This is a genomic window from Mesorhizobium sp. B2-2-4, assembly GCF_006442375.1.
Lineage (GTDB): Bacteria > Pseudomonadota > Alphaproteobacteria > Rhizobiales > Rhizobiaceae > Mesorhizobium.
The window spans coordinates 738,534-751,710 of the sequence record NZ_VFWB01000001.1; the positions used below are offsets into that span (position 1 = coordinate 738,534).

Here is a 13,177-nt window from a genome sequence, read left to right on the forward strand (position 1 = left end):
GTGATTTCTCCTCCAGGCCGATAATACCAATAAAATACCAATAGCCAAGGGTTAATTTCCGCTGCAAAAAAGATTAGAGCGTATTTCACTGAAAAACTTGGCCATTTACCTGCGCCAGCGATTTCGGTGCGGCGAATTCGTTAATGCGTGTGGACAAGTGGTATTTTTTTGGTATTGTTTTCCGAATTGGAGGAATTGGGATGGCCGAAACGCGCACCGAAGCGCTGCACAGGAACGCCGAGGGGCTGGATATCCAGGCTCCCGAAGCCATCCTTGCTTCGCTGGCCGATGCGCAGGTCGAGGCGGCGAAGATTGTGCGCAACGCCATTCCCTCCATCGCCAAAGCGGCCGAGATCATCACCGGTAGCCTGAAGGGCGGCGGCAAGCTCGCCTATGCTGCGGCCGGCAGCTCCGGCCTGATGGCGCTTGCCGATGCGCTGGAACTGCCTGGCACCTTCGGCATTCGGCGCGACCGCATCGCCATCCTGATCGCCGGCGGCGATGAAGCCTTCAGAACGCTGGCCGGCGGCCCCGAAGACGACACCGAGGAGGCCGCGACAGCGGTCGCCAACGCCGGCATTGGCAAGGGCGACTGCCTGATCGCAATCTCGGCCAGTGGTACGACGCCCTATGCACTGCGGGCGATCGAGGAAGCCGCCCGTCGCGGTGCGGCTACCATCGGCATCGCCAACAACCGGGACTCGGCTCTGCTGCGTCTGTCTGGAACCGCCATCCTGCTCGAAACGCCGCCGGAAGTGATCGCCGGCTCGACGCGCATGGGCGCCGGCACGGCCCAGAAGATCGCCCTCAACATGCTGTCGACGCTCGCCGCTATCCATCTCGGCCATGTCCATGACGGCTACATGGTCAATCTCATGGCCGACAACAGCAAGCTGCGCGACCGCGCGGCGCGGATCGTCGCGGCCATCAGCGGCGGCAGCCGCGACGACGCGGCCCGTTTGCTCGAAAAGAGCGGCGGTGCGGTCAAGACCGCCATTCTGCTTGCCGCCGGCGCTGACAGCGCCGACACGGCGCAGAAGATACTGGAAGAGGCCGGCCAGAAGCTGCGGCCGGCCCTTTCCGCGCTGGGGCATGATCCCGAAAAGTGGAGACCGCTTCTCGGAAAAGATCATGCTCGAACAAAGAAATAGAGCCTGTTTCATCCCGGTGTCCATCGGGGTGAAGCAGGCTTGCGAGGGGAGCAAGGGGCGCAACGCCTCTGTTCTCATCAAAACCGAACCTGAAAAAGGTCAACAGGGAGACTGAGCATGACAACGAAACTACTGACGGCACTGCTTCTGGGCACCAGCATTCTCGGCTCCGCCGGGGTGGCTTACGCCGAGGACGTAACGCTCAACATCGAAAGCTGGCGCGGCGACGACCTTGCCATCTGGAAGGACAAGCTGATCCCGGCTTTCGAAGCCAAGAACCCCGGCATCAAGGTGGTGTTCGCGCCCTCGGCGCCGACCGAATATGACGCGGCTCTCGGCGCCAAGCTCGCCGCCGGTTCGGCGGGCGACCTGATCACCTGCCGCCCGTTCGACAAGTCGCTCGAGCTGTTCAAGAAGGGCAATCTCGCGGACCTCTCCTCGCTGCCGGGCATGGACAACTTCTCGCCGGTGGCCAAGTCCGCCTGGCAGACCGACGACGGCAAGGCGACCTTCTGCGTGCCGATGGCGTCGGTCATCCATGGCTTCATCTACAACAAGGACGCCTTCGACAAGCTCGGCATCAAGGTGCCGGAGACCCGTGACGAGTTCTTCGCCGCGCTCGACAAGATCAAGGCCGACGGCACTTACATCCCGATGGCGATGGGCACCAAGGATCTCTGGGAAGCCGCGACCATGGGCTACCAGAACATCGGCCCCAACTACTGGAAGGGCGAGGAAGGCCGCGCGGCCCTCATCAAGGGCGAGCAGAAGCTGACCGACAAGGACTGGGTCGCGCCCTATGAGGAACTGGCCAAGTGGAAGCCCTATCTCGGCGACGGCTTCGAGGCGCAGACCTATCCGGACAGCCAGAACCTGTTCACGCTCGGCCGCGCCGCCATCTACCCGGCCGGCTCGTGGGAAATCGGCCTGTTCAACACTCAGGCCCAGTTCAAGATGGGTGCCTTCCCGCCGCCGGTCGAGAAGGCCGGCGATACCTGCTACATCTCCGACCATACCGATATCGGCATGGGCCTGAATGCGGGCTCCAAGCATGCGGATGCGGCCAAGACCTTCTTGTCCTGGGTGGCCTCGCCGGATTTCGCCACCATCTACGCCAACGCGCTGCCGGGCTTCTTCAGCCTGAACTCCTCGCCGGTGAAGATGGAAGACCCGCTGGCGCAGGAATTCGTCTCCTGGCGCGGCAAGTGCAAGTCGACGATCCGCTCGACCTACCAGATCCTGTCGCGCGGCACGCCGAACCTCGAGAACGAGACCTGGGTCGAATCGGCCAATGTCATCAACGGCACCGATACGCCGGAAGCCGCTGCCAAGAAGCTGCAGGACGGCCTCGACAGTTGGTACAAGCCCGCCAAGTAAGGCTCGGGCAATGAGCTGGGCCGTTCCAAGTGGACGGCCCAGCGTTTTTCGATAGCATCGACTGCGAAGGACGGCGCCGCCCCTTATCCGCCTGCCGGCACCTTCTCCCCGTACAGTCACGGTGAGAAAGGGAGTTGCCGCAACGCTGGCGACCTCCTCTCTCCGTTCTTCACCGGGAGAGGGTAAGATGAGGGGCACCGCTGTTGTCGAAAGCATTTTCCCAGACCTGATCGGTGGGGACCGAACTCATGGCCGCACAAGCACGACCGAAAAGACCGTTCCGCTGGCATATCGCCGTCTTCCTGGCGCCGGCGGTGCTCGTCTACACGGCGATCATGATTCTGCCGCTCGCCGGCACTTTGCAGCTGTCGCTGTTCCGCAACATCGAGCAATCCCAGGTCTTCGTCGGGCTGGCAAACTTCCGCACCCTGTTCGGCGATCCCAACTGGTCGGTGAATTTCTGGAATGCGCTGCGCAACAATGTCTGGTTCTTCATCATCCACATGCTGGTGCAGAACCCGATCGGCGTACTGCTGGCCGCACTTCTGTCCAGCCCCAGGCTGCGCTTTTCGGCTTTCTACCGCACGGCGATCTTCGTGCCGACCATCCTGTCCTTCGTCATCGTCGGCTTCGCCTGGAAGCTGATCCTGTCGCCGCTATGGGGCGTGGCGCCGCATATGATGGATCTGGTCGGCCTCAGAAGCCTGTTCACGCCGTGGCTAGGCAAGGAGCAGTATGCGCTGACCGCGCTTAGCCTGGTCTCGGTGTGGCAGTTCGTCGGCATCCCGATGATGCTGATCTACGCCGCGCTGCTGTCGATCCCCGACGAGGTGATCGAGGCGGCCGAATGCGATGGCATCACCGGCCTGTCGCAGTTCTGGAAGATCAAGCTGCCGCTGATCCTGCCCTCGATCGGTATCATCTCGATCCTCACCTTCGTCGGCAATTTCAACGCCTTCGACCTGATCTACACCGCGCAGGGCGCGCTCGCCGGGCCGAATTATTCGACCGACATTCTCGGCACCTTCCTCTACCGCGCCTTCTTCGGCTTCCAGCTGCAGGTCGGCGACCCCAACATGGGCGCGACCATCGCCACGATCATGTTCCTGATCATCCTCGGCGGTGTCTGCGTCTACCTCTTCCTCATCCAGACGCGCCTTCGTCGGTATCAGTTTTAGGGGGCGATATGTCGAGCTTGAGCACCCCCCTCTGTCCTGCCGGACATCTCCCCCGCAAGGGGGGAGATCAGCTGTTGTCACGGCCTTCGCCAGCCACCAGCGATGCAGGAGATGTGTCGGCGCCAAAGCTGCCAATCTCCCCCCTTGCGGGGGAGATGGCCGGCAGGACAGAGGGGGGTGGCTGGGTGCTGCTCCTCGGCAAAGTAGCTCCTCAGGAGACCATCCAATGAGCACCGCCACCCGTTCGCTGCCCCGCACGATCGGCGCCCATGCGATCCTGCTGACCTACACGGCGATCGCGCTGTTCCCGGTGATCCTGGTCATCATGAATTCGTTCAAATCCCGCGCCGGCATATTCGGCGCGCCGCTGACACCGCCGACGCCAAAGACCTTCGACCTGATCGGCTATACCACGGTGATCGGCCAGGGCGATTTCATCCACTATTTCCAGAACAGCCTCGTCGTCACCGTCGCCTCGCTGTTCTTCGTGCTGCTGTTCGGCGCCATGGCGGCATTCGCCCTGTCGGAATACCGTTTTCGCGGCAATACGCTGATGGGCCTCTATCTGGCGCTGGGCATCATGATCCCGATCCGGCTGGCCACCGTCGCCATCCTGCAATTGATGGTGGCGAGCGGGCTGGTCAACACGCTGACGGCGCTGATCCTGGTCTACACCGCGCAAGGCCTGCCGCTGGCTGTCTTCATCCTTTCGGAATTCATGAAGCAGGTGTCCGACGACCTGAAGAACGCCGGCCGCATCGACGGCCTGTCGGAATATACCATCTTCTTCCGGCTGGTGCTGCCGCTGGTGCGGCCATCGATGGCGACAGTCGCCGTCTTCACCATGATCCCGATCTGGAACGATCTGTGGTTCCCGCTGATCCTGGCGCCGTCGGAAGAGACCAAGACTGTGACCCTCGGCGCGCAGCTCTTCCTCGGCCAGTTCGTCACCAACTGGAACGCCATCCTGGCCGCGCTCTCGCTGGCGATCATGCCGGTGCTGATCCTCTACGTCATCTTCTCGCGGCAGCTGATCCGCGGCATTACGTCAGGAGCCGTCAAGTGAGCGGACAAATCTCTGTTGGAGCCTTCACCCCACCCGGCGCTTCGCGCCGACCTCCCCTTGAAGGGGAGGTCGAAGGTCACGGCTTCATTCACGACGGCCAAGGGACACGTTTCGGAGAAGCCTCTTTGAGCGTGGCGGGGGTCACGCCGACGTCCTACCTCCCCTTGATGGGGAGGTCGGCGCGTAGCGCCGGGTGGGGTGACACCCTCTCAAGAGAAACCAGGATATCTGGAGCAGCTCGGTGAACTCTGAAACGCCCCTTCGCGTCGTCGTCGCCGGCCTCGGCAATATGGGCCGCAGCCATGCGCTCGCCTATCACACCAATCCGGGCTTCGAGATCGCCGCGTTGATCAACCGCTCCGACGTGCCGCTGCCGGATGGGCTGTCGGGCTACGGCGTCAGGCGCTCCTTCGACGATGCGCTGCGCGACGAAAAGCCCGATGTCGCCTGCATAGCCACTTATTCCGACAGCCACGCCGACTATGCGGTGAGGGCGTTCGAGGCCGGCTGCCATGTCTTCGTCGAAAAGCCCCTGGCGACGACGGTGGCCGACGCCAGGCGCGTCGTCGCGGCCGCCAAGGCCAATGGCAGGAAACTGGTGATCGGCTACATACTGCGCCACCACCCGTCCTGGATCAGGCTGATCGCCGAGGCGCGCAAGCTCGGCGGCCCTTATGTCTTCCGCATGAACCTCAACCAGCAGTCCTCTGGCCATACCTGGGAGACGCACAAGCAATTGATGCGCACGACCTCGCCGATCGTCGACTGCGGCGTGCATTATCTCGACGTCATGCTGCAGATCACCGACGCCAGGCCGGTCGAGGTGCGCGGCATGGGCGTGCGGCTGACCGAGGAGGTGGCGCCCACGATGTACAATTACGGCCACCTCCAGGTGCTGTTCGATGACGGCTCGGTCGGCTGGTACGAGGCCGGCTGGGGACCGATGATTTCGGAGACCGCGTTCTTTGTCAAAGATGTCATCTCGCCGACGGGCTGCGTGTCGATTGTCATGAAGGAAGGCGTTAAGTCCGACGACATCGACACTCACACCAAGACGTCGACCATCCGCCTGCACAGTGCGAAAACCGGCGCGGACGGCAAGTTCGCCAAGCCAGACGAGATGCTGTCGATGGAGGGCGAACCCGGCCACCAGGATCTCTGCGATCTCGAACAGGCTTTTGTCCTCAAGGCGATCCGCGAGGATATCGATCTCACCCGCCATATGGACGACGCCGTGAAATCGCTCGCCGTCTGCCTTGCCGCCGACGAGAGCGTGCGCAGCGGGAAGGCGGTGCGATTGTGAAAACGAGGCTAGCGGTAGGGGTTGCGGCCTACGGCGCCCCCCTCTGGCCTGCCGGCCATCTCCCCCTCAAGGAGGGAGATCAGCTGTCGGCATGGCCTTCGCCAATCACAAACGTCAACAAGAGTGTTTCAGCGTCAAAGCTGCCAATCTCCCCCCTTGAGGGGGAGATGTCCGGCAGGACAGAGGGGGGTGCCCTGGCGCCCACTCATCAATTTGGAGGACTGCCGTGGGCTCGCTGAAGATCGAGAATGTGAAGAAGGCCTTCGGCCCGGTCGAGGTGCTGAAGGGCATCGACCTCGAGGTGACGGATGGCGAATTCGTCGTCTTCGTCGGCCCCTCGGGCTGCGGCAAGTCGACTTTGCTGAGGGTGATCGCCGGGCTGGAGGATTCGACCTCGGGCCGGGTGGTCATCGATGGCGCGGATGTCTCGGCCACGCCGCCGGCCAAGCGCGGCATCGCCATGGTGTTCCAGACCTATGCGCTCTATCCGCACCTGACGGTGAAGAACAATATGGGCCTTGGCCTCAAGCAGGCCGGCACGCCGGCGCCCGAGATCGAGCGCCGCATCGGCATCGCCTCGTCCATGCTGTCGCTTGAGCCCTATCTGGAAAGGCGTCCCGCGGAACTCTCCGGCGGCCAGCGCCAGCGCGTCGCCATCGGCCGCGCCGTGGTGCGCGAGCCAAAGCTGTTCCTGTTCGACGAGCCTTTGTCCAATCTCGACGCGGCACTGCGCGTCAACACGCGGCTGGAAATCGCGCAGCTGCATCGCCGCCTCAAGGCGACGATGATCTACGTCACCCACGACCAGGTCGAGGCGATGACGCTGGCAGACAAGATCGTGGTGCTCAATGCCGGGAAAATCGAGCAGATCGGCGGACCGATGGAACTCTACAATTCGCCGGCGAACGAATTTGTCGCGGGCTTCATCGGCTCGCCGAAGATGAACTTCATCGACGGCGCCAGGCTTGGGGAAACCGCCAAGAGCATCGGCGTGCGGCCGGAGCATCTGACTGTCGACCCGAAATCCGGCGCCTGGAAAGGCACGGTCGTGCATGCCGAGCACCTCGGCGCCGACACCAATCTCTATCTCGACTGCGAGAAGGCCGGGCTGATCACCGTGCGCATTTTCGGTGTTTATGACGCCGAGCCGGGGGCGACACTTTATGCAACGCCGGATCCGGCGAAGACCTATCGGTTTGGCGCGGATGGGAAGGTGCTGAAGTAGTATCGCAACATAGTTGGCGCTGCCCCTCATTCGCCTGCCGGCACCTTCTCCCCGTATAGTGACGGGGAGAAGGAAGATAGCTCCAGCGCCGGCGATTGGCGAAAGCAGCAACGACAGCGTCCTTCTCCCCGTTTTACGGGGAGAAGATGGCGGCAGCCAGATGAGGGGCGGCGCGACTTGTGAAAGTTATGCGTCAGCCCTGAACGTCTGCTTCTGCTGGCCCAACCCTTCGATGCCCAGCTCCACCACGTCGCCGGCCTTCAAGAACACCGGCGGCTTCATGCCCAGGCCGACACCGGGCGGCGTGCCTGTCGAAATGATGTCGCCAGGATGCAGCGACATGAACTGGCTGAGATAGGACACAAGATAGGCGACGCCGTAGACCATGGTCTTCGTCGAGCCGTTCTGCATGGTCTTGCCGTTGACGGTCAGCCACATCTTCAGGTTCTGCGGATCCGAGACCTCGTCCTTGGTCACCAGCCATGGGCCGGTCGGGCCGAACGTGTCGCAGCTCTTGCCCTTGGTCCATTGGCCCTGGCGCTCGGCCTGGAAGGCGCGCTCGGAGACATCGTGCGCGACGCAGTAGCCGGCGACATAATCGAGCGCATCGGCCTGGCTGACATATTTTGCCGTTTTGCCGATGACCACGCCCAGCTCGACCTCCCAGTCGGTCTTCTCCGAGCCGCGCGGGATCAGCACGTCATCGTCCGGTCCGACGATGGCCGAGCTGGCCTTCATGAAGATGATCGGCTCCGGCGGCACGGTGGCGCCGGTCTCGGCGGCGTGGTCGGAATAGTTGAGGCCGATGCAGATGAACTTGCCGGTGCCGGCAACGCAGGCGCCGAGCCGCGGCTTGCCGGAAACCGCCGGCAGCGACTTTGCGTCGAGCTTGGACAGCATCTCCAGCGAGGCCGGGTGAAGCGTGGTGCCGGCAATGTCGGCGACATGGGCGGAGAGGTCGCGGATCGTCCCATCCGCATCGAGCAGGCCGGGACGTTCGCTCCCCACCTCGCCATAGCGCAGCAGTTTCATTTAGACCCTTCTCCTGGTTGCGGCCTCGCGGCCTTTTGCAAACTCTTCACCGAAACGAATGGCTCCCGTTTGGGAAGCCGGCGGACCGTACCACCGGCCTGATCCAGGGCAAGCGCGGACACCATATAGTGATCGCCGGTGAGCGGGATTTTCAGACTCCTCGATCCGGTCAGATCGACCAGCCACCATCGATATTGTAGGCCTGCCCGGATGTGTAGGTGGCGCCGGCCAGATAGACGGCCAGATCGGCGATTTCCTCCGGCGTGCCGAGCCGGCCCATCGGCTGGCGCGCGATGAAGGCGGCGCGCGCGGCTTCATAATCGCCCTGCGCGTGCATGCGATCCTGCAGCGACGGGCTTTCCACCGTACCGGGGCAGATGGCGTTGCAGCGTATGCCCTTGCCGACATAGTCGGCCGCGACTGCCTTGGTCAGGCCGATCACCGCAGCCTTGGTGACACCATAGGCGAAACGGTTCGGCACGCCCTTCTGCGAACTCGCCAGCGAGGCCATGTTGATGATCGACCCGTCGCCGCGCTCCAGCATGCCGGGCAGCACGGCGCGGATGGTGCGGATCATGGCGCGGACGTTGAGGTTGAGAGCGAAATCGAGATCGCTGTCCTTCATCTCCAGGATCGAGCCGGAGTGGACGAAACCGGCGCAGTTGAACAGCACGTCGACGCGGCCGATCCCGGCGAAGGCGGTGTTGACCGCCTCGTCATTGAGCACGTCGACCTTGCGTGTCTTGATCCCGGCAGTCTTGGCGAGTTCCGCCAGCAGCGTTTCGTTGATGTCGGTGGCATGGACGGTAGCTCCTGCCTTGGCGAAGGCGAGCGCGCTTGCCTTGCCGATGCCTTGCGCCGCTGCCGTGATGACGACGACCTTGCCTGCCAGATCCGCCATGCTGTTCTCCTCCTGGGTTAACTGCCTTTATCGGCGGCCTGCGAAGGCGTCATGTGCCAGTCACAGGCCATGATGTGGCCTGCTCTGTCAGTTCACAGATAAAGATGTTTTTTCTCGTTAAAGAACATAAGCCCGAGCGTCAAGCCCGAACCCGATCTCCATTGTGACAGCATGGAACGTCAGTCGCCGTAGGGCACCCAGACGTTCTTCATCTCGACGGCGCGGCGCAGCAAAGCATCGCCAGCGGCTTCTTCCGAGGCCCAGTCGAGGCTACGGCCATTGCCGCTCCAGATACGTTTGAGGTTGCCGACGGACTCGACCTCCGCCTTGGCGCAGGTGTCGGCATCGGCGAACAGCCAGAGCCCATCGACATCGTCATGCTTGGCCAGCACGCCGGCAAGTTCGGCCGTGCGGCCGGTGACGATGTTGATGGCGCCGGCAGGCACGTCGGAATATTCGATGACCTGATACAAGTCGGTGGCGAGCAGCGGATGGCGCGCCGAAGGCACCGCGACCACCGTGTTGCCCATTGCCAGCGCCGGCGCGACCAGCGAGATGAACCCGAGCAGCGGCTGATTGTCGGGCGCGACGATGCCGACGACGCCAACCGGCTCATGCAATGCCAGCGTCACCGCCCGTGCCGGCGGCTGGTGCACGCGCCCCTCAAACTTGTCGGCAAGTCCGGCATAGAGGAACAACCGCTCGATCGACTGGTCGACCTCCTCGCGTGCCGCCTTGGCGGTCGCGCCCGTGAGCTGGACGAGGCGTGAAGCGAATTCCTCCGCCCGGCCGGAGAGGTTTTCCGCCAGATAGTAGAGCACCTGTGAGCGGTTGTAGGCGGTCGCCTCCGGCCAGCTCTTGCAGGCCCGCGCCGCGGAGACGGCATCGCGTATATCCTTGCGGTTGCCCAAGCCGACTTCGCCGGCAAGCTTGCCCTTGGCGGTGACAACCGCCAGCGAGTAGTTGCCGTCCGGCCGGACCTGTTTGCCGCCGATGAACAGCTTTGCCGTCCGATCGATTGCTGTGCCATCGGCCTGCTCGACCGGTTGTGTCGAGGCTGCCGCCGGCTTGATGACCGGGCCAAGCGGCAGCTTTGCCGTGAGATATTCGAACATGCCTTCGCGCCCGCCCTCGCGGCCGAAACCGCTCTCGCGGTAGCCGCCGAAGCCGCAGGCGGCGTCGAACATATTGGTGCCGTTGACCCAGACGACACCCGCTTTCAATTGCGGCGCGACGTGCAAGGCAAGATTGACGTTTTCGCTCCACACCGAAGCGGCAAGGCCATAGCGGGTGTTGTTGGCGAGCTCGATCGCTTCCTCGGTGTTGCGGAACGTCATGGTCGCCAGAACGGGGCCGAACACTTCTTCCTGGGCGAGAATATTAGCCGGCGAAACGCCGGTAGCGAGGGTCGGCAGATGGTAATAGCCGGATGAGGGCAGCGCCGCATCCGGCTGCCAGCAGACCGCCCCCTGTTTTGCGCCCTCGGCGACCAGGCCCTTGACGCGATCGAGCTGCGTCAGATCGACCAGCGGGCCGATATCGGTGTTCTTGTCCAGTGGGCTGCCGACGCGCAGCCGGCTCATCCTGACCTTGACCTTGGCGATGAAGGCGTCGGCGATGCCCTCCTGCACCAGCAGCCGCGAACCGGCGCAGCAGACCTGTCCCTGGTTGAACCAGATGCCGTCGACCAGACCTTCGACGGCGCTGTCGAGATCGGCATCCTCGAACACGATGAAGGCCGACTTGCCGCCAAGCTCCAGCGACAGCTTCTTGCCCGAGCCGGCGGTAGCCTTGCGTATGATCTTGCCGACTTCCGAAGACCCGGTGAAGGCGATCTTCTGGATGCCGGGGTGGTTGACGATGGCCGCACCCGCTTCCGGGCCGCCCTGCACGATGTTGACGACGCCTTTCGGCACGCCGGCGCGTTCGCAGATTTCGGCGAACAGGATGGCGGTCAGCGGCGTGAATTCGGCCGGCTTCAGCACCACGGTGCAGCCGGCGGCCAGCGCCGGCGCGATCTTCCAGGCCAGCATCAGCAGCGGAAAGTTCCAAGGGATGATCTGGCCGACGATGCCGACGCCCTTGTGGCCGGGGAAATCCTTGTCCAGCGCCTGCGCCCAGCCGGCGTGATGGATGAAGTGGCGGATCGCCAATGGCACATCGATGTCGCGGCTCTCACGGATCGGCTTGCCATTGTCGATTGTCTCCAGCACCGCGAACAGGCGCTGGTGGCGCTGCATGGCGCGGCCGATGGCATAGAGCACTTTTGCCCTGGCATAGCCCGAGGAGGCCGACCATTTCGGCAGCGCCTTGGTGGCCGCCGCGACCGCGGCGTCGATGTCGGCGGCTCCGGCATCCGAGACCTTGGCCAGCAGCTTGCCGGAAGACGGTTCGCTGGTCTCGAAGGTCTTGCCGCCGCCAGCCGCCTTCCAGGAGCCGTCGATGAACAATGCCTTGGAAAAATCGCGCGCGGCAAGCCAGGCGTCGGCCTCGTTGCGGGCTTCCGGCGCCGGACCGTATTCCATGGCGTGATAGCGTTCGAGAATGTTCATGGGGCCCTCCAGATAATTGCCTCGGCAAGCGCTCTGTCGCGCCCCCCTCTGTCCTGCCGGACATCTCCCCCACAAGGGGGGAGATTGGCAGTTTCAGCGTGTCGCTGCCCTTGCGACGTTGAAAATGGACGAAAACAAGGAAGCGCGTGATCTCCCCCCGTGTGGGGGAGATGTCCGGTAGGACAGAGGGGGGCGCCGTAGGGCTCCACGTTCGAGCCCTGACTCAAGCCATCGCGTGGCGATGATTGGCCGAATAGTGCCCGGTCAGGTGATGCTCGAGCTGCCGCTCGATGTCTGTCAGCAGGCTCGAGGCGCCGAAGCGGAATAGCTCCGGTTCCAGCCATGGCCGGCCGAGTTCTTCCTTCATCAGCACCAGCCAGTCGAGCGACACCTTGGCGGTAGAAATGCCGCCGGCCGGCTTGAAGCCGATGAGATAGCCGGTCTCCTCGAAATAAGCCCTGATGGCGCGCACCATGGCAAGGCCGACGGGCAGCGTGGCGTTGACGCTTTCCTTGCCGGTCGAGGTCTTGATGAAATCGGCGCCCGCCATCATCGCCACCATAGAGGCCAGCATCACATTCCGCAGCGTGGCGAGGTCGCCGGTGCCGAGAATGACCTTCAGATGCGCATCGCCGCAGGCAGCGCGCATCGAGACGATCTCGTTGTAGAGCTCGCGCCATTTGGCCCCGAACACCAGGCCGCGCGGGATGACGACATCGATCTCGTCGGCGCCGTCGCGCACCGAGGCCTCGATCTCCTGGAGGCGGGTCGACAGTGGCGCAAGACCATGCGGGAAGGCGGTGGAGACGGCGGCGACATGGATGCCGGTGCCGCGCACGGCGTCGACCGCGGTGGCGACGAACGGATGATACACGCAGACGGCGGCCGGGCGGATGGGTTCGCCCGCAATGCCCAGGCCCTCGGCGATGTCGCGGCGCAGCGGATTGATCGCTTTGGCGCAAAGCCGGCGCACGCGCTCGTCCGTGTCGTTCGAGTTGAGCGTCGTCAGGTCCATGCAGGCTATCGCCCGCAGCAGCCAGGCCGCCTGGTTGTCGGCCTTGATCGAGCGCCGCTTGGTCAGGCTGGCGACGCGCCGTTCCAGCGCCGAGCGGTTGACGCTGCGCACCGACTCCAGAAAGCCGAGGTCGAGCTTCATGCCGGGATTGCGCGCGATGCGATGATCCAGCGGGAGGGCGGTGTTGGCGGCGGCGCGCGCCGGCAGCGGCATCACCTTGGCCTCGGCCTCGCGGATTGTGCTGCTCATCTCCTGCCCTTTCACTCAGCGACTGCGCCTATGTCTTGGTGTGTATCGTCTTCCCAAACCGCTCGGCACTTTTGGGCGACACGCACGAAGATAGCCCGCGAAGCCGCGCTTCACGAGTCCTCAAGCGA

General features: G+C 63.6%; 10 protein-coding genes. 6 read left to right on the forward strand and 4 right to left on the reverse strand.

Going from position 1 to position 13,177, the window contains the following annotated elements; genetic code table 11:
- Nucleotides 1–200: 200 nt before the first annotated feature.
- The 6 genes from FJ959_RS03800 (at nucleotide 201) to FJ959_RS03835 (ending at nucleotide 7,300) form a co-directional block, all read left to right on the forward strand.
- Nucleotides 201–1,151, forward strand: a complete 951-nt coding sequence (locus FJ959_RS03800) for an N-acetylmuramic acid 6-phosphate etherase (protein WP_140628544.1) — start codon at nucleotides 201–203, stop codon at nucleotides 1,149–1,151.
- Nucleotides 1,152–1,268: 117 nt separating this feature from the next.
- Entirely contained in the window at nucleotides 1,269–2,528 is a 1,260-nt protein-coding gene (locus FJ959_RS03805; RefSeq protein WP_140491603.1) for an ABC transporter substrate-binding protein, read from the forward strand.
- Between the two features lie 248 nt (nucleotides 2,529–2,776).
- Nucleotides 2,777–3,706, forward strand: a complete 930-nt coding sequence (locus FJ959_RS03810) for a sugar ABC transporter permease (protein ID WP_140628547.1) — start codon at nucleotides 2,777–2,779, stop codon at nucleotides 3,704–3,706.
- A 226-nt stretch (nucleotides 3,707–3,932) separates the two neighbouring features.
- Nucleotides 3,933–4,772 (forward strand): carbohydrate ABC transporter permease, encoded by an 840-nt coding sequence (locus FJ959_RS03820; RefSeq protein WP_140491597.1) that lies wholly within the window; start codon nucleotides 3,933–3,935, stop codon nucleotides 4,770–4,772.
- A gap of 241 nt (nucleotides 4,773–5,013) precedes the next feature.
- Nucleotides 5,014–6,075: a Gfo/Idh/MocA family oxidoreductase gene (locus tag FJ959_RS03825; RefSeq protein ID WP_140628549.1), complete on the forward strand. Its 1,062-nt coding sequence runs from the start codon at nucleotides 5,014–5,016 to the stop codon at nucleotides 6,073–6,075.
- Between the two features lie 226 nt (nucleotides 6,076–6,301).
- A complete protein-coding gene (locus tag FJ959_RS03835) occupies nucleotides 6,302–7,300 on the forward strand; it encodes an ABC transporter ATP-binding protein (protein WP_140514224.1) in 999 nt (332 codons plus the stop codon).
- A 186-nt stretch (nucleotides 7,301–7,486) separates the two neighbouring features.
- Here the strand turns inward: FJ959_RS03835 and FJ959_RS03840 are convergent, their stop codons facing one another.
- The 4 genes from FJ959_RS03840 to deoC all read right to left on the reverse strand — a co-directional run bounded on the left by FJ959_RS03840 (nucleotide 7,487) and on the right by deoC (nucleotide 13,049).
- Nucleotides 7,487–8,332, reverse strand: a complete 846-nt coding sequence (locus FJ959_RS03840; protein ID WP_140514225.1) for a fumarylacetoacetate hydrolase family protein — start codon at nucleotides 8,330–8,332, stop codon at nucleotides 7,487–7,489.
- 169 nt (nucleotides 8,333–8,501) lie between these two features.
- Nucleotides 8,502–9,233 (reverse strand): SDR family oxidoreductase, encoded by a 732-nt coding sequence (locus FJ959_RS03845; protein ID WP_140491586.1) that lies wholly within the window; start codon nucleotides 9,231–9,233, stop codon nucleotides 8,502–8,504.
- A 179-nt stretch (nucleotides 9,234–9,412) separates the two neighbouring features.
- On the reverse strand, nucleotides 9,413–11,785 hold the full coding sequence (locus FJ959_RS03850; RefSeq protein ID WP_140628551.1) for an aldehyde dehydrogenase family protein: 2,373 nt from the start codon (nucleotides 11,783–11,785) through the stop codon (nucleotides 9,413–9,415).
- Between the two features lie 223 nt (nucleotides 11,786–12,008).
- The gene (gene deoC, locus FJ959_RS03860) at nucleotides 12,009–13,049 is read right to left on the reverse strand and encodes a deoxyribose-phosphate aldolase (RefSeq protein WP_140628553.1); all 1,041 of its coding nucleotides are present in this window, start codon (nucleotides 13,047–13,049) and stop codon (nucleotides 12,009–12,011) included.
- Nucleotides 13,050–13,177 lie beyond the last annotated feature (128 nt).

Bases quoted from the DNA above. Each gene is read 5' to 3' on its own strand.
- FJ959_RS03845 (WP_140491586.1), bottom strand. From the start codon at position 9,233: ATGGCGGATCTGGCAGGCAAGGTCGTCGTCATCACGGCAGCGGCGCAA.
- FJ959_RS03810 (WP_140628547.1), top strand. From the start codon at position 2,777: ATGGCCGCACAAGCACGACCGAAAAGACCGTTCCGCTGGCATATCGCC.
- FJ959_RS03820 (WP_140491597.1), top strand. From the start codon at position 3,933: ATGAGCACCGCCACCCGTTCGCTGCCCCGCACGATCGGCGCCCATGCG.
- FJ959_RS03800 (WP_140628544.1), top strand. From the start codon at position 201: ATGGCCGAAACGCGCACCGAAGCGCTGCACAGGAACGCCGAGGGGCTG.
- deoC (WP_140628553.1), bottom strand. From the start codon at position 13,049: ATGAGCAGCACAATCCGCGAGGCCGAGGCCAAGGTGATGCCGCTGCCG.
- FJ959_RS03850 (WP_140628551.1), bottom strand. From the start codon at position 11,785: ATGAACATTCTCGAACGCTATCACGCCATGGAATACGGTCCGGCGCCG.
- FJ959_RS03805 (WP_140491603.1), top strand. From the start codon at position 1,269: ATGACAACGAAACTACTGACGGCACTGCTTCTGGGCACCAGCATTCTC.
- FJ959_RS03840 (WP_140514225.1), bottom strand. From the start codon at position 8,332: ATGAAACTGCTGCGCTATGGCGAGGTGGGGAGCGAACGTCCCGGCCTG.